The organism is Ruegeria sp. H6 (assembly GCF_056532975.1).
This window is the reverse complement of record NZ_JBQFOA010000002.1, coordinates 262,204-278,339: the sequence shown is the minus strand read 5'-3', so window position 1 is coordinate 278,339 and position 16,136 is coordinate 262,204. Positions and strand designations below refer to the sequence as shown.

The 16,136-nt window shown below is 59.1% G+C and carries 17 protein-coding genes; 14 read left to right on the top strand and 3 right to left on the bottom strand.

The features are described from left to right. The 7 genes from nuoK to ACR0AG_RS06005 are packed head-to-tail and all read left to right on the top strand — an operon-like array spanning position 1 to position 8,731. The gene (nuoK, locus tag ACR0AG_RS06035; RefSeq protein ID WP_005984024.1) at positions 1 to 306 is read left to right on the top strand and encodes an NADH-quinone oxidoreductase subunit NuoK; all 306 of its coding nucleotides are present in this window, start codon (positions 1 to 3) and stop codon (positions 304 to 306) included. 7 nt (positions 307 to 313) lie between these two features. Continuing rightward, positions 314 to 2,470 (top strand): NADH-quinone oxidoreductase subunit L, encoded by a 2,157-nt coding sequence (gene nuoL / locus ACR0AG_RS06030; protein WP_480837364.1) that lies wholly within the window; start codon positions 314 to 316, stop codon positions 2,468 to 2,470. Next, positions 2,470 to 4,014: an NADH-quinone oxidoreductase subunit M gene (locus tag ACR0AG_RS06025; RefSeq protein WP_480837362.1), complete on the top strand. Its 1,545-nt coding sequence runs from the start codon at positions 2,470 to 2,472 to the stop codon at positions 4,012 to 4,014. The genes nuoL and ACR0AG_RS06025 overlap by 1 nt, the downstream gene beginning before the upstream one ends. Before the next feature lie 15 nt (positions 4,015 to 4,029). Continuing rightward, positions 4,030 to 5,472, top strand: coding sequence for an NADH-quinone oxidoreductase subunit NuoN (gene nuoN, locus ACR0AG_RS06020; protein ID WP_480837360.1), 1,443 nt, complete (start codon positions 4,030 to 4,032; stop codon positions 5,470 to 5,472). Positions 5,473 to 5,526: 54 nt separating this feature from the next. After that, positions 5,527 to 6,276: a biotin--[acetyl-CoA-carboxylase] ligase gene (locus ACR0AG_RS06015; protein ID WP_480837358.1), complete on the top strand. Its 750-nt coding sequence runs from the start codon at positions 5,527 to 5,529 to the stop codon at positions 6,274 to 6,276. A gap of 11 nt (positions 6,277 to 6,287) precedes the next feature. Then, positions 6,288 to 7,067, top strand: a complete 780-nt coding sequence (locus ACR0AG_RS06010; protein WP_480837356.1) for a type III pantothenate kinase — start codon at positions 6,288 to 6,290, stop codon at positions 7,065 to 7,067. Continuing rightward, positions 7,064 to 8,731 carry a ribonuclease J gene (locus ACR0AG_RS06005; RefSeq protein ID WP_480837354.1) on the top strand — a complete coding sequence of 556 codons (1,668 nt, stop codon included), beginning with the start codon at positions 7,064 to 7,066 and terminating at the stop codon, positions 8,729 to 8,731. Before ACR0AG_RS06010 ends, ACR0AG_RS06005 begins: the two co-directional genes overlap by 4 nt. A 5-nt stretch (positions 8,732 to 8,736) precedes the next feature. Here the strand turns inward: ACR0AG_RS06005 and ACR0AG_RS06000 are convergent, their stop codons facing one another. Together ACR0AG_RS06000 and ACR0AG_RS05995 are read right to left on the bottom strand one after the other, a co-directional pair. Beyond that, positions 8,737 to 9,438 (bottom strand): NUDIX hydrolase, encoded by a 702-nt coding sequence (locus ACR0AG_RS06000; RefSeq protein WP_480837353.1) that lies wholly within the window; start codon positions 9,436 to 9,438, stop codon positions 8,737 to 8,739. After that, complete coding sequence (locus ACR0AG_RS05995; protein WP_480837351.1) at positions 9,435 to 9,833, bottom strand: DUF983 domain-containing protein; 399 nt, start codon at positions 9,831 to 9,833, stop codon at positions 9,435 to 9,437. The genes ACR0AG_RS06000 and ACR0AG_RS05995 overlap by 4 nt, the downstream gene beginning before the upstream one ends. A 224-nt stretch (positions 9,834 to 10,057) precedes the next feature. Between ACR0AG_RS05995 and ACR0AG_RS05990 the strand changes: the two genes are divergently transcribed. The 4 genes from ACR0AG_RS05990 to ACR0AG_RS05975 are packed head-to-tail and all read left to right on the top strand — an operon-like array spanning position 10,058 to position 11,962. Beyond that, a complete protein-coding gene (locus ACR0AG_RS05990; RefSeq protein ID WP_480837349.1) occupies positions 10,058 to 10,525 on the top strand; it encodes an EF-hand domain-containing protein in 468 nt (155 codons plus the stop codon). Between the two features lie 6 nt (positions 10,526 to 10,531). Further along, on the top strand, positions 10,532 to 11,146 hold the full coding sequence (locus ACR0AG_RS05985) for an RNA polymerase sigma factor (RefSeq protein ID WP_480837347.1): 615 nt from the start codon (positions 10,532 to 10,534) through the stop codon (positions 11,144 to 11,146). After that, positions 11,139 to 11,492, top strand: a complete 354-nt coding sequence (locus tag ACR0AG_RS05980; RefSeq protein ID WP_480837345.1) for a hypothetical protein — start codon at positions 11,139 to 11,141, stop codon at positions 11,490 to 11,492. The genes ACR0AG_RS05985 and ACR0AG_RS05980 overlap by 8 nt, the downstream gene beginning before the upstream one ends. Continuing rightward, positions 11,489 to 11,962: a periplasmic heavy metal sensor gene (locus tag ACR0AG_RS05975; protein ID WP_480837344.1), complete on the top strand. Its 474-nt coding sequence runs from the start codon at positions 11,489 to 11,491 to the stop codon at positions 11,960 to 11,962. Before ACR0AG_RS05980 ends, ACR0AG_RS05975 begins: the two co-directional genes overlap by 4 nt. A gap of 2 nt (positions 11,963 to 11,964) precedes the next feature. Here the strand turns inward: ACR0AG_RS05975 and ACR0AG_RS05970 are convergent, their stop codons facing one another. Next, positions 11,965 to 13,359: a diguanylate cyclase gene (locus ACR0AG_RS05970; protein ID WP_480837342.1), complete on the bottom strand. Its 1,395-nt coding sequence runs from the start codon at positions 13,357 to 13,359 to the stop codon at positions 11,965 to 11,967. A gap of 89 nt (positions 13,360 to 13,448) precedes the next feature. Here ACR0AG_RS05970 and ACR0AG_RS05965 point away from each other — a divergent pair, with 89 nt between their 5' ends. The 3 genes from ACR0AG_RS05965 (at position 13,449) to ACR0AG_RS05955 (ending at position 16,118) form a co-directional block, all read left to right on the top strand. Continuing rightward, the gene (locus ACR0AG_RS05965; RefSeq protein ID WP_480837340.1) at positions 13,449 to 13,733 is read left to right on the top strand and encodes a DUF3572 domain-containing protein; all 285 of its coding nucleotides are present in this window, start codon (positions 13,449 to 13,451) and stop codon (positions 13,731 to 13,733) included. 14 nt (positions 13,734 to 13,747) lie between these two features. After that, complete coding sequence (locus tag ACR0AG_RS05960) at positions 13,748 to 14,440, top strand: HAD family hydrolase (RefSeq protein ID WP_480837338.1); 693 nt, start codon at positions 13,748 to 13,750, stop codon at positions 14,438 to 14,440. A gap of 118 nt (positions 14,441 to 14,558) precedes the next feature. Next, the gene (locus ACR0AG_RS05955; RefSeq protein ID WP_480837336.1) at positions 14,559 to 16,118 is read left to right on the top strand and encodes a trimethylamine methyltransferase family protein; all 1,560 of its coding nucleotides are present in this window, start codon (positions 14,559 to 14,561) and stop codon (positions 16,116 to 16,118) included. Positions 16,119 to 16,136: the final 18 nt, after the last annotated feature.

Here is a 16,136-nt window from a genome sequence, read left to right as displayed (position 1 = left end):
ATGATCGGACTTGAACACTATCTTACGGTCGCGGCGACGCTGTTCGTCATCGGCATCTTCGGTCTCTTCCTGAACCGCAAGAACGTCATCATCTTGCTGATGAGCATCGAGTTGATGCTGCTGGCGGTGAACATCAACCTTGTGGCGTTTTCCAGTTTCCTCGGCGATCTGGTCGGGCAGGTGTTTACGCTGTTCGTGCTGACCGTTGCGGCGGCCGAGGCGGCGATTGGGCTGGCCATTCTGGTCTGCTTCTTCCGCAACCGTGGCACCATCGCGGTTGAAGACGTCAATATGATGAAGGGCTAAGAGAACTATGGAAACCACCATCCTCTTTGCCCCGCTCGTGGGCGCGCTCATCTGCGGGTTTTGCTGGCGCTTTATTGGCGAGAAAGCGGCCATGTGGACGGCCACGGGCCTGCTGTTTCTGGCCTGTCTGCTGTCGTGGATCGTTTTCCTCAGCTTTGACGGCGCGACGCAACAGATCGAGATTCTGCGCTGGATCGAAAGCGGTTCACTTTCGACAAGCTGGGCCATCCGTCTGGACCGGCTGACGGCGATCATGCTGATCGTGGTGACGACGGTCTCGGCGCTCGTGCACCTATATTCCTTCGGCTACATGGATCACGACCCGCAATGGCGGCAGGGCGAGAGTTACAAGCCGCGCTTCTTCGCCTATCTGTCCTTCTTCACCTTTGCGATGTTGATGCTGGTGACGGCGGACAATCTGGTGCAGATGTTCTTTGGCTGGGAGGGCGTGGGCGTCGCCTCCTACCTGTTGATCGGGTTCTATTTTCGCAAGTCCAGCGCCAATGCGGCAGCGATGAAGGCATTTATCGTCAACCGGGTCGGGGATTTTGGCTTTGCTTTGGGGATCTTTGCGATCTTCTTCTTGACCGACAGCATCAATTTCTCGGATGTTTTTGCCTCGGCCCCGACACTGGCTGAGACCCAGCTGTCTTTCCTGTGGGGTGAGTGGAGTGCAATCGAGGTGATCTGCGTGTTGCTGTTCATCGGCGCGATGGGAAAATCGGCGCAGTTGATCCTGCACACCTGGTTGCCCGACGCGATGGAAGGCCCGACACCTGTGTCCGCCCTGATCCACGCCGCGACCATGGTGACGGCGGGTGTTTTCCTGGTCTGCCGCATGTCGCCGCTGATGGAGTTCGCTCCAGGTGCGACCGGGTTCATCACCTTCCTTGGGGCTTCGACCGCATTCTTCGCAGCAACCGTGGGTCTGGTGCAGACAGACATCAAACGCGTCATTGCGTATTCGACATGTTCTCAGCTTGGGTACATGTTCGTGGCGGCTGGCGTCGGGATGTATTCGGCGGCGATGTTCCATCTGCTGACGCACGCGTTCTTCAAGGCGCTGTTGTTCCTTGGCGCGGGCTCGGTGATCCACGCGATGCATCACGAGCAAGAGATGACCGAATATGGCGGGCTGCGGAAGAAGATCCCCTATACCTTCTGGGCGATGATGATCGGCACCCTGGCCATTACCGGCGTTGGCATCCCGCTAACCCATATTGGTTTCGCCGGCTTCCTGTCCAAGGATGCCATCATCGAAAGCGCCTTTGCCGGCGGCACCGGCTATGCCTTCTGGATGCTGGTGATCGCGGCGGTGTTCACTTCGTTCTACAGCTGGCGTTTGATCTTCCTGACTTTCTATGGCGATGCACGGGGTGACAAGCATACGCATGACCACGCGCATGAAAGCCCGATGGTGATGCTGATCCCGCTGGGGGTTCTGTCGCTGGGCGCGGTGTTTGCCGGGATGGTCTGGTACAGCAACTTCTTTGGCCATGCGGACAAGGTCGGTAAATTCTATGGCATTCCAGTTGCAGAAGCGTCCGAACATGCCGAAGGCCATGATGCCGAGACCCATGCCGCGCACGAGGCGGATGGCACAGCGGACGAACATCATGGCGACGACCACGGCGAAGCACATGCAGATGAAGGCCATGGTGAGAAAGACGTCCATGGCGGTGATCACCATTATGCCTTCGTGGGAGAGCCGGGCGAGGGCGCGCTTTATATGGCGCCCGACAACCATGTTCTGGACGATGCGCATGCGGTGCCGAAATGGGTCAAGGTCTCGCCCTTCGTGGCGATGCTGCTTGGGTTCGTCGTGGCCTATTGGTTCTACATTGTGAACACGTCGCTGCCCGCGCGTCTGGCTGCGAACCAACGCCCGCTGTACCTGTTCCTGCTGAACAAGTGGTATTTTGACGAGATCTACAATGCGATCTTCGTCAAGCCCACGCTGGCGATTGGTCGGTTCCTGTGGAAGCGCGGGGACGGCAACACTATCGACGGCTTCCTGAACGGGGTTGCGATGGGCGTGGTGCCCTTCTTCACCCGTCTCGCAGGGAAGGCGCAGACCGGTTACATCTTTACTTACGCCTTCTGGATGGTCTTGGGGATTGCAGCCCTTGTCACCTGGATGTCGATCGGCGGAGGCGCACACTAATGGACAATATCCTATCTATTGTCACCTTCATCCCCGCCATCGCAGCCGGCATTCTGGCCTTATTCCTGCATGGTGAGGACGCCGCTGCGCAGCGCAATGCCAAGTGGGTGGCGCTGGTGGCGACAACCGTGACCTTCCTGGTCTCAATCGGCATCTACACGGGCTTTGATCCAAACAACACCGGCTTCCAGATGGTGGAAGAGGGCCAGTGGCTGATGGGTCTGAAATACAAGATGGGCGTCGACGGGATCAGCGTTCTGTTTGTCCTGCTGACCACCTTCATCATGCCGCTGACCATTCTGGCCAGTTGGAATGTGATCGACCGGGTCAAGGAATACATGATCGCCTTCCTGCTGCTGGAAACGCTGATGCTGGGCGTCTTCATGGCGCTGGATCTGGTGCTGTTCTATCTGTTCTTCGAAGCCGGTCTGATCCCGATGTTCCTGATCATCGGCATCTGGGGCGGAGCGAACCGGATTTACGCCAGCTTCAAGTTCTTTCTCTATACCTTCCTGGGCTCGGTGCTGATGCTGGTGGCGATGGTTGCCATGTATGCCGATGCGGGTACCACGGATATCGAGGCACTGATGAGCCATCAGTTCTCGTCCGAAGGGTTCAGCGTTCTGGGCATCTACATCGTCGGCGGGATGCAGACGCTGATGTTCCTGGCCTTCTTTGCCTCGTTTGCGGTGAAGATGCCGATGTGGCCGGTGCACACATGGTTGCCGGATGCACACGTGCAGGCGCCCACGGCGGGTTCGGTCGTGCTGGCGGCGATCTTGTTGAAAATGGGCGGCTATGGCTTTCTGCGGTTCAGCCTGCCGATGTTCCCGGTGGGCTCGGCGGTGATGACCGATCTGGTGCTGTGGATGTCTGCGATAGCAGTCGTCTACACCTCGCTGGTGGCGCTGGTGCAGGAGGATATGAAAAAGCTGATCGCTTATTCCTCGGTCGCGCATATGGGCTTTGTGACCATGGGTATCTTTGCGGCGAACCAGCAGGGCATTGACGGTGCGATTTTCCAGATGCTCAGCCACGGGTTCATCTCGGCCGCGCTGTTCCTGTGTGTCGGTGTGATCTATGACCGCATGCATACCCGCGATATCGAGGCCTATGGCGGTCTGGTGATCCGGATGCCGGCCTATGCGCTGGTCTTCATGCTGTTCACCATGGCCAATGTCGGCCTGCCTGGCACGTCCGGCTTTATCGGCGAGTTTCTGACCCTGATGGGCGCGTTCCAGGTCAACACATGGGTTACGGCAGTGGCCGCAACCGGTGTGATCTTCTCGGCCGGATATGCGCTGTGGCTCTACCGTCGGGTCGTGTTTGGCGATCTGATCAAGGAAAGCCTGAAAGCCATCACCGACATGAGCTCGCGCGAGCGGCTGATCTTTGCACCGCTGATCGTGATGACCATCCTGCTGGGTGTCTACCCGTCGCTGGTGACCGATGTGATCGGCAATTCGACCGCTGCGCTGATTTCGAACTATGACACGGCCTTGGCCGCAGCTGAGGCTGCGACCCAGACGGCTGCATCGCATTAAGGAGGCTTTGGAGACATGATCCAAGCTGATCTGACAATCATCCTGCCCGAGATCATTCTGGCCGTTTATGCGATGGCGGCGCTGATTGGGGCTGTCTACACGCGCAAGGATGGGCTGGCGCCGGTGCTGGTCTGGACAACTGCGGGCCTGATGGCGCTGCTGTCGTTCTGGATAGCAACCAACGGCGACGGCACCAACGTGGCCTTCAACGGTATGTTCGTAGATGACGGTTTCTCGCGTTTTGCCAAGGTCGCAATCCTGTTGTCTGCCGCAGCCGTTCTGCTGATGAGCCAGGACTATATGGCACGCCGTGGCCTCTTGCGGTTCGAATACCCGTTGCTGGTCGCTTTGGCGGCCGTTGGCATGATGATGATGGTCAGCGCCGGCGATCTGATGTCGCTTTACATGGGTCTCGAACTGCAATCCCTGTCGCTTTATGTTGTCGCCGCCTTGCGTCGTGACAGTGCCAAATCGACCGAGGCGGGGTTGAAGTATTTTGTGCTGGGTGCGCTCAGTTCGGGGCTGCTGCTATATGGCGCGTCGCTGGTCTATGGCTTTACCGGCACCACGCTGTTCTCGGGCATCATCCAGACTGTGCATCACGACGATATCTCGCTCGGGTTGCTGTTTGGTCTGGTCTTCCTGATTTCGGGGCTCGCCTTCAAGGTTTCGGCGGTTCCGTTCCACATGTGGACGCCCGACGTCTACGAAGGATCGCCGACGCCGATCACAGCCTTCTTTGCCACAGCACCCAAAGTGGCGGCGATGGCCTTGTTTGCGCGGCTTCTGCACGATGCGTTTGGCGGCGTGATCAAGGACTGGCAGCAGGTGATCGTGCTGCTTTCGGTCCTGTCGATGCTGCTGGGCGCGGTCGCGGCGATTGGTCAGCGGGACATCAAGCGACTGATGGCATTTTCGTCGATTGCGCATATGGGCTATGCGCTGATCGGATTGGCCGCCGGGACCGAGCTCGGCGTCAAGGCGATGCTGATGTATCTGGCGATCTACGTGACGATGAATATCGGCACCTTCGCCTTCATCCTGATGATGGAGCGTGATGGCAAGCCGGTCACCGACATCGACGCGCTGCGCCAATTCGCTAAACGCGACCCGGGTAAGGCTCTGGCGGTTCTGATCCTGATGTTCAGCCTTGCAGGCGTGCCGCCGATGCTGGGCTTCTTTGCCAAGTTTGGCGTCTGGCAGGCGGGTATTCAGGCAGATCTGTTCGGTCTGGTGATCGTGTCGGCCATCGCGTCAGTGATCGGTGCGTTCTATTACCTGCGGATCGTGTTCTACATGTATTTCGGTGCCGAAAACGACGATCCGATCGAAACCCGATCTTCGCCGGTTTTGTGGGGCGCTTTGATGGGTTCGGCTGCCTTGATGCTCATTGGTGTTTTCTACCAATTTGGCATCGAAGGGGCCGCTGCTGCGGCGGCTGCGACGCTTGTCAAATGATCCCGATCCTTTCGCTGGACAGGAGGCTCGGTTGCAAGACCGGGCCTTTTTGACATGAGCGGGTGGCCCCAGGGATACGGCCTGCATGTGCTGCAAGAGGTCGACAGCACCCTGAACGAGGCCGCGCGGATTGCACCGGCGGCGACAGGGCCGGTCTGGATCATGGCACATCGGCAGACGGCAGCCCGCGGGCGGCGCGGACGGGCCTGGACTAACCCCAAAGGCAACCTTGCAGCGACGTTGCTGCTGCGCCCCGAAGGCAGCCCGGAGGCGGGGGCGTTTCGCAGCTTTGTTGCGGCTTTGGCGTTGCACGATGCCTGTGTCGCAGTTACCGGTCGCGCGGCAGGGTTGTCGTTGAAATGGCCAAACGATGTGTTGTTGAATGGCGGAAAGCTGGCCGGCATCTTGCTGGAAAGCACCGGGCAGGGGCAGGTGATGTCCCATCTGGCGATCGGGATCGGCGTCAACCTGTCTGAGGCACCGGGCGCCGACAAGGTCGAAGCAAACGCGGTTCGACCGGTATCGCTTTTGTCCGAAACCGGGGCGCATGTCACACCCGAGGATTTTCTGACCGAACTCGCAGCGGCCTATGCCCTATATGAAACGCAGTTCACGACCTATGGGTTCGAACCGATCCGCACCGCTTGGCTGTCGCGCGCCGCGCGCCTAGGCGAGGTCATCACGGCCCGTACCGTCTCAACCGAGACGGTGGGCACGTTCGAAACTGTGGACGCGGGCGGTAACCTTGTCTTAAACACCGCCAAAGGTCGTGTCAGCATCCCTGCTGCGGACGTGTTTTTCTGAAGGAGGCGCAGATGCTTCTGGCCATCGATTGCGGCAACACGAATACCGTCTTCTCGATCTGGGATGGCGAAAGGTTTTTGTGCACCCTGCGCACCTCGACCCACCATGCACGTACGGCGGATGCGTATTTCACTTGGTATTCAACGCTGGTGAAGCATTACGGGATCGAAGCGAATATCTCGGATGTGATCATCGCCTCGACCGTGCCCCGTGTGGTGTTCAACCTTCGGGTCTTTGCGGACCGGTTTTTTGGCTGCCGTCCGCTGGTTGTCGGCAAACCCGATTGCCTGTTGCCGGTCAATCCGCGTGTGGATGAGGGGACGGTTCCCGGGCCCGACAGGTTGGCGAATGCTGCAGCGGCGTTTGATCGTCATGGCGGCAATGTGGTCGTGGTTGATTTTGGCACTGCGACCAATTTCGATGTGGTTGCGGTAGATGGCGCCTATGTCGGTGGGATAATTGCGCCCGGCGTGAACCTCAGCCTTGAGGCGTTGCATCAGGGTGCGGCTGCTTTGCCCCATATTGACGTCACCCGCCCCGACAAGGTGATCGGCACAAATACGGTTGGCTGCATTCAATCCGGTGTTTATTGGGGGTATTCCGGACTGATCGAAGGGCTGCTTTCCCGGATCAAAACGGAATACGGAATGCCGATGAAAGTTGTTGGAACCGGCGGGCTGGCCCCTTTGTTTGATCAGGCCGATGTGGGTTTCGACGTAATCGAAGACGATCTGACGATGCACGGTCTGACTGTGATCCATCGCTATAACAAGGAAAACAGCTCAGAATGAGCAGCGAACGACTGATCTATTTGCCGCTGGGCGGCGCAGGCGAAATTGGCATGAATGCCTATGTCTACGGATATGGAAAACCGGGGCAGGAGCGGTTGATACTCGTCGACTTGGGCGTTGCGTTTCCGGACATGGACACATCGCCCGGGGTGGACCTGATCTTTGCGGATATCACTTGGCTGCGCGAGCGTGCGGATCAGCTTGAGGCGGTGTTTGTCACCCATGCCCACGAAGATCACGTAGGCGCGGTGGCCCATTGTTACGCCGATCTGGGCGCCCCGATTTATGCGCGGGCCTTCACCGCCAATATTGCCCGTCGAAAGATGGAAGAACATGGCCACCCGACCGAGGCGGTGCACACGGCCTCGGCCTGGCCCGAACAGGTCAAACTGGGGCCATTCACTGTTGGATTCTTGCCGGTGTCGCATTCGATACCGGAAAGCGCGGGCCTGGTGATCGACACACCTGCGGGCCGGGTCGTTCACACCGGCGACTTCAAGCTGGATGCAAATCCGGTGGTGGGAGAGCCCTTTGATCCCGATCTCTGGGCAGAGGTGGCCAAACCCGGTGTCCGCGCACTGGTATGCGACAGCACCAACGTGTTCTCTGGCCATGCGGGCCGTTCGGAATCTGAGGTCGGGCCCGAGATCACCAAACTGGTGCAAGATGCGACCGGCATGGTGATCGCGACGACCTTTGCGTCGAACGTGGCGCGGGTCAAAACTCTGGCCGAGGCCGGACACCGCGCCGGGCGGTCCGTTGTTTTGCTGGGCCGCGCCATGCGCCGGATGATCGAGGCGGCAACGGAAACCGGTATCCTGACTGACTTCCCGCGCGTCATCAGCGCCGAAGAGGCGGTGGATGTGTCGCGTCAGAACCTGATGCTGCTCGTCACCGGCAGCCAGGGTGAACGCCGCGCTGCCAGCGCGCAACTGGCGCGCGGCAAGTATCGCGGGCTTGAGGTGAAGGAAGGCGACCTGTTCCTGTTCTCGTCCAAGACCATCCCCGGCAATGAACGCGGTGTGATCCGCATCATCAACCAGCTCAGCGAAAAGGGTGTCGACGTGGTCGATGACAGCTCGGGGCTGTATCACGTCTCGGGCCATGCCAATCGTCCGGACCTTGAAAAGGTTCATGCGCTGGTGGATCCGCAGATGGTCATCCCGATGCACGGCGAACACCGCCACCTACGCGAGCATGCCAAACTGGCCGAGGCAGCAGGACGCACCGGCATTCTGGCGGTCAACGGAACCATGGTGGATCTGACCGGAAATGCGCCGCAGGTTGTCGACTATGTGGAAACCGGGCGCACCTATCTGGACGGGACGGTGAAGATCGGGGCGCTGGATGGTGTTGTACGCGACCGCATCCGAATGGCGCTGAACGGCCATGTCACTGTTACGGTCATTCTGGACGAAGAGGATGAACCGCTGGGGGAACCCTGGTGCGACGCGATAGGCCTGCCCGAACTTGGATCGTCGCAGGCAGGATTGGTCGACGTTCTGGAAGAGGATCTCAACCAGTTCCTGATGCGGGCTGATGCCACGACACTGCGCGATGATGACAAGCTTGAAGAAGCGCTGCGCCGTGTGGTGCGACAGACCTCAAAATCCGAACTTGGCAAAAAGCCCGAGGTTACGGTCGTGATCAGCCGAATGCGGTGACCGGCCTAGTCGCCTTGTGGCATTGGATAGCCTTTTAGGCGCAGGAACATGCTGGCCTCTTCATCGTTCAGGAAAAAGGGCACGCTGTCCGGTGGGCTGGTTTCTGTCGTGCGGGCGGCGATTTCGGCAAGAACCACTTCGGTGATGAAGGGCAGGTCAAATTCGCGCGCTTGCCGTATTTTGACCCATTGCAGATGGGACAATTCGTCTGTTGCCCGGGAAAAGTCGTCAAGATCGCCCTGAATGGCATCCGCATCTACCAAAAAGAACCGCGCGTCAAAGCGGCGGGGTCGACCCGGTGGGGTCACGGCCCGAAAAACAAATTGCAACGCATCCGCTGCTGGCACGAACCCCATGGCGGCATAGTCGCGCCAATCTTGCGGAGGTGCCTTGGCCCAATCGCCGGTCCGACCCAGAATCAAACCGGTTTCTTCCCAAAGCTCGCGGATCGCTGCGACGGCCAGCGCGTTTTCCAGCCCTGCATCTGCCCGGTCCGACAGCCGATCATAGCAGACCGTGGGCATTGGCGCAGCCAGTTCGACGGTGGCGTCTTCGGGATCCACGGCACCGCCGGGAAATACGAACTTGTTGGGCATGAAGGCGGCTTTGGCGCCGCGCTGCCCCATCAGGATCGAGGGATCGTCAAACCGGTCCCGCAGCACGATCACCGTCGCCGCATTGCGGATCGCCGTTTTGTCTGCGGTCATGCCGTCTTGCCGAATCCGTGCATCCGACGCGCCCACTGATAGGCGACGACTGCGCCCTTCAGCCGGGGCAGCAGGTACAGGGACAAGGCGACGCAGCCAATGGAAAACCCAATGGCCATGGTCCAGGGGTCTGGCCGCCAATGCACATATGACACATGCAGCGCCGGGGCCAGCAAGTGACCGACGATCAGGATCGTCAGATACGCCGGGCCATCATCGGCACGGTGGTGGAACAATTCCTGCCCACAATTCGAACACGCATCATTAACCTTGAGATAGCTGTGCAGCAGCTTGCCCTCGCCACAGTTGGGGCACTTGCAGCGAAACCCGCGCATCAGCGCTGGCTTTGTGGGGCGATCTTCCTCGATTGCGGTGTCGATGGTCTGGTCGGTCATAAACTTACTCGCGCGTTCTGTGTGCCTGGATATTGCGCATGTTACCCCCCTTCGAAAAGGGGGGTGCGTCGCTTTGAGGCGGGTTGTCCTGTTCTAGCAGGTTTGGTGCCTATGCGGAATTCATCAAAGAAAAATTGAACAGATGCCGACGGAAACCCGCAGGCCGTGCGTTTGAATAGGTATCAACAGCGGCACTGGGCCGCAAAAACCAAAGGAAGTCTGATATGAAAACCGCGACTTTTATCTCGGCCATCGTTTTGTCTGCAGTTGCTGTGACGGGAACATCAGCGCTGGCCAAGGGTGGCAAGGACCGCAAGATGCCCACGTTCCAGGAACTGGATGCGGATGGGGACGGTCAGGTGACGCAGGCCGAAATCCAGGCTCATCGCAACGAACGTTATACCGCGGCGGACACGGATGGCGACGGTCAGCTGAGCGTCGAAGAAATGCAGGCCGCGGCGCAAGCCAAGGCAAATGAGCGTGTGACCAAGATGTTCACCGAGCATGACGCCAATCAGGACGGCTTTCTCAGCCAGGATGAGTTGCCCAAACCGCGCAGAGGCGCAAAGATGTTCGAACGGATTGACGCCGATGGAAACGGCTCGATCTCAGAGCAGGAATTTGCCGATGCCAAGGACAAGATGGGCCGTAAGCATAAGCGTCACGGGAAACCGGACTCTGAAAGCAACTGATGAAGGATGGAGGATCTGACCTCCTGTCCGGAACAGGCGCATGGCAGCCCACCTGCCATGCCCGGGCCCAGCGACGATGTGTTGCTGGGCCGGTTCGCAAGCGGCGACGCCACCGCGGCGCGTCAGTTGACCGACCGTTTGGGGCCGCGGTGCTACGGTGTCGCGTTGCGCATGTTGGGCAACCGCGCCGAGGCCGAAGATGTCACGCAGGACGCGATGATGCGGTTGTGGCAAATGGCACCCGATTGGGTGTCAGGGCAGGCCCAGGTTTCCACCTGGCTCTACCGGGTGACGATGAACCTGTGCCTGGATCTCAAACGCCGCAAGCGACCCGATGCGCTGGAAAATGCGCCGGACATTCAGGACGACGCTGCAAGTGTGGTGGATCAGATGCAGGACATGGCGCGCAAAGACGCGCTGCAGGATGCGCTGAACCAACTGCCCGAGCGTCAGCGGCAAGCGGTGATCCTGCGGCATCTCGAAGAACTGTCCAATCCCGAGATCGCAAGCGTGATGGACATCTCTGTTGAGGCGGTGGAAAGTCTGACCGCGCGCGGAAAACGGTCTTTGGCGGCAATTCTGGCCGGACGACGTGACGAATTGGGGTTTGAAGATGGCTGAACTGGAAAACGAACTCGAAAACCTCTTTGCCGAGGCCCGGCGGGACCGACCCGCGCTGCCCGAGGCGCTTGCGGTTCGGATCGAAACCGATGCAGAAGCCGTTCGTTTGGCGCGTCAGTCAGCGAGCAAACAGGTGAGCCGGCGCAAAAGCATGTTCACTCTGGACTGGATCGGTGGCTGGCGCGGCCTTGGCGGGCTTGTTGCCGCCAGCGCAACGGGCGTCTGGATCGGGTTTTCCGCCCCGGCCTTCCTGCCTGATCCGGCAAGCTATCTGTTGGCAGAGGATACAAGCTATCTTGTGGCCGATCTGAATTTGGACTTCGAATTTGCGGAGGAGACGGAATGAGCGATGCTCCCACCCCCAAACGCCGCTGGATGCCGATCCTGCTGATCTTTTCGCTCGCGCTCAATCTGTTGATTGTGGGTGTTGTTCTCGGCACTTTTCTGCGCGTCAAGGATGGTGGACCGGCGCGGGGGCCGATCGGGTTTGGTGCGGCGCTTTATCATGCGTTGCCCAAAGAATATCGCAAGGAATTGCGGGGCCAATTGTCCGGGCTTCGCAACGAAGGATCATTCAATAGAAAGAAGGACTTTCAGGAACTTGTTCAAGCGTTGAGGTCTGTCCCGTTTGATCCCGCTGCGGTGCAGGTTTTGCTGAATCAGCAGGCAGCGGCAGCGGCGGAGCTGCATTCCGTTTTGCACGACAGGTGGTTGGTGCACATCACCGCGATGTCGGATGAAAAACGTGCCATCTATGCCGACCAGCTGAAAAAGGTCATCGAGCGTGGGCCGCGTAAGGGCAAGAAAAAAGACTAGGCTCAGGCGGCGCTGTGTCGGACACTCACTTGATTGCGGCCCGCCCTTTTCGCAGCATAGAGCGCGGCATCCGCAGCCTTCATCAAGCTGCCGACCATATCCGTCTGCGCAATCATATCGGACGGCGCGCAGATTTTCAGCCCAATGCTGATCGTGACGGGAATGTCCTGCGATTGATCCGGCAATCGAAAGGGCGCGGCGCATATTCCGTTTCGAATGACCCCGGCCAGATGCACGGCCTGATCCTTTGAGACGTCGGGCAGGCCGATGATGAACTCCTCCCCGCCTACACGGGCCACAAAGCCCGCATGTTTCAGCGCACTGCGAAGCCGCCGCGCGGTTTCGGTCAAGACCCAGTCGCCAGCCGCATGACCAAAGGAGTCGTTGATTGATTTGAAGTGATCGAGATCGGCGAGCATGATCGCAAAATCCTGCTGTTTTCGGTTGGAATCCCGCGCCATTTTTTCCAGCGCCTGCAGCGCATAGCGGCGGTTGTGAAGCCCGGTCAGCGGATCGGTGAAAGCATCCGTAATGCAGGTGCGCACAGAGGCGCGCAACCTGTCGTCATGGGATTTGCGTGCAATATGCGTGGCCAGTCGCAGCGCAACTTCCTGCGCGTTAAAGCCACCCGTGCTGACAGCATCGGCGCCGCGATCCAGCGCTTCGGCGGCAAGGTCCGGGTTTTCGCCCTCAATGATGCCGATAAGTACGGTGTGTCGCGTTGCCTGTCGGGATCGAAGGTCCGCCAGAACATGATCTGCCGACGCATTTGAACCAAGTTCCACGACGATGGCATCGGGCGGTGGATCCGAAAGAACGCCTTGCAGGTTGGGCAAGGCGTAATGTGTCAGTTGGTGCTTTGATGCCCCGGCCAAAGCCTTGCACCAAAGCGCACCCGTGCGCGGCGTTTGCGACAGCAGGGCCACCCGGGCTGGTTCACGCGGCGCGGCAAAGGCGGCAGAAGGTTCGGCAAACCCGATCGTGTGACCATCTTCTCGAACGCGCAGCTCCTCTCGTTCGGCCCGAATGCGCAAGAGGCTGCGGACATGGGCAAGCAGCAGTGTGTCCTTGAACGGATAGGCCAGCACGTCGTCCAACCCGTCCGACAAGGCACGCAGCCGCGCCCCCCGATCGTTTTGCGACGTAATCGCGACCACAGGGATGTCGCCAAGGAATGGGTCGTTCTGGATCAAGGCTTTGACGTCTGCCGCTGATCCACCGGGCAAAGCATGGGCGGCCAGAATCAGATCGGGGCGCGTGCGACGGATCAGGGCCTTGAGGCCCGACAGTTTCTCAGCCTGAACAACATGATACCAAGCGGCGGTCAGTTGGACTTTCAGCATGATGCGATTGGTTGAAACACCATCGACCACCAATATGGTACCTTGCACAGACATTGCCGCCCACCGTTCGATTGAATGCGTAGGCAAACTGTTTATGACTCTGGTTAACAAACCCTTTCCATTCCTGATCAAGAGGCCAATTTATGCCGATCTCTCGTCAAGCCGCCGAAACCCTGGCCCTGAATGCACTCAGTTGGCTGGTCAGCAATGAAGAGCTTTTGCCGGTTTTCCTGGGCTCAACCGGCGCATCCGTTCAGGATCTGCGCGAACGGGCCGGGGATCCGGAATTTCTGGCGTCGATTCTTGATTTTCTGGTGCTTGACGATTCGTGGGTGGTTGCGTTTTGTGACGCCAACTCGGTTCCTTATGACCAGCCGGCGCAGGCCCGGTCTGTGTTGTCAGGAGAAGCAGAGATGCACTGGACCTGACAGGAGCTTTGGCCATGGCTATTGATGCCCTTTTGTTCGACAAAGATGGCACGTTGTTTGATTTTTCGGCCACGTGGGGCGCGTTTGGCCGGATCGCAATGGACCAGCTGTCGCAAGGCGATTTGGCCAAGGCTCGGCATTTGGGGCAGGCCATCGGCTTCGACTATGATCAGGACCGGTACGAGGTCGACAGCGTTGTCATTGCAGGCACGGTTGATGAGGTCGCGGACGCCCTGTTGCCGCATCTTGAGACGCATAGCCATGGGGACCTTGTGGATATCCTGAACCAGGCATCGGCGTTGGCCGAACAGATACAGGCCGTGCCGCTCAAGCCGTTTCTGCAGGGTTTGCGCGATGCCGGCCTCAAGTTGGGGGTGGCGACCAATGACGCGGAATCCCCTGCCTTGCAGCACCTGGCCTCGGTGGGTGTTGAAGGCCATTTTGATTTTATCGCGGGGTATGACAGTGGCCACGGGTACAAACCGGGGCCGGGGCAACTGCTGGCCTTTGCCAAACACGTAGATGTGCACCCATCCCGCGTCGCCATGGTGGGCGACAGCCGCCATGACCTGCAGGCTGGACGTGCGGCGGGGATGGTCACAATCGGCGTCCTGACAGGTATGGCCCCGGCCGAAACGCTGCAGCCTTTGGCGGATGTGGTGCTGCCGGATATCGGCCATATCCCGGATTGGCTGTCCCGTCTCTGACCTCTTTCCCTGAAATTCGCCACACTGACTGACAAAAGCGACATCCCTTGTCGCAGACAGAGCGGCCAGTGCACCGCCTTCGGGGCTTGCTTGAACCAAGCAGGATCCGGAGGAACCAATGGCCGACAGAAGAACCGCCAGACGGCGTAGTGGTGGGCGTGCAGGCGCGGCAGAGCGTCGGGGCAGCGAAGTGATCGATCAGATGCCCTGGAACCCGCCGGTAAACATCGACAAGCCGACCGAGCCATTGGGCCCCGAAGGGATCGAGGCGATCCATGACGGAGCGATGCGAATCCTCGAAGAAATCGGTGTCGAGTTTTACAACGAAGAAGCCATCGAAATTCTGCGCGAAGCCGGGTGCACGATCTCGGGTGACAATGTGCGCATGGGGCGAGAGTTTGTGATGGAAATGGTGGCCAAGGCCCCGTCCTCTTTCACGATCACGCCGCGCAATCCCGACCGGAAAATCGAAATTGGCGGCAGAAATATCGTGTTCGGGAATGTCTCGTCCCCACCCAATTATTGGGATATGGAGATTGGCAAGAAAGTGCCCGGAAACCGCCGGATGTGTCAGGATTTGCTGAAGCTGACGCAGTATTTCAACTGCATCCACTTTGCAGGCGGATACCCGGTCGAACCCGTCGACATCCACGCCAGTGTCCGACATTTGGATGTGCTTTATGACAAGCTTGTCCTGACCGACAAGGCGATGCACGCGTATTCGCTGGGAAAAGAGCGCGTCGAGGATGTGATGGAGATGGTGCGCATCGCAGGTGGGCTTTCGGATGAAGAATTCGAGGCCTCCCCAAAGATGTACACCAACATCAACTCGACATCGCCGCTCAAGCACGATCATCCGATGATCGATGGGTGCCTGCGTCTGGCGCGACGGGGGCAGGCCATCGTGGTGACGCCGTTTACGCTGGCAGGGGCGATGGCCCCTGTGACGATGGCCGGAGCGGTTGCGCAATCTCTGGCCGAGGCGCTCTGCGCCATTGCGCTGTTCCAATATGTCCGTCCGGGCATTCCTTGCGCGATCGGTACGTTCACATCGAATGTAGACATGAAATCCGGCGCACCCGCCTTTGGCACGCCCGAATACATGCGATCCACGCAGATGACGGGACAAATGGCGCGATACTATGGGTTGCCGATGCGATCTTCGGGCGTGTGCGCGGCGAATGTGCCCGACGGACAATCCGTGTGGGAAACCTCAAACTCGCTTTGGGCAGCGGTTCAGTCCGGGACGAACATGGTCTACCACGCTGCAGGATGGCTTGAGGGCGGGCTGATCGCCAGCCCGGAAAAATTCATCATGGATTGCGAGATATTGCAGCAAATTCAAAGATATATGCAGCCCGAGCTGACAGCCACCGGCCCGGATGAGATCGCGCTGGACGCGATACGGGCCGTTGGCAATGACGGACATTTCTTTGGCATCCAGCACACTCAGGATCGATACACCACAGCGTTCTATCAACCGTTCCTGAGCGATTGGAAAAACTTCGAAGGATGGGAGGCCGCTGGCGGCGTCTGGACCGCCGAGCGTGCCCATCACATGTTCAAGGAAATCGTTGGCAGTTTCGAAGCCCCCCCGATGGACGAAGGGATTCGCGAAGAACTGGCCGCGTTTGTTGAGCGCAGAAAGGCCGAGGGTGGGGCGCCGACGGATTTCTAGAGGTTTTGGCGCCAGGAT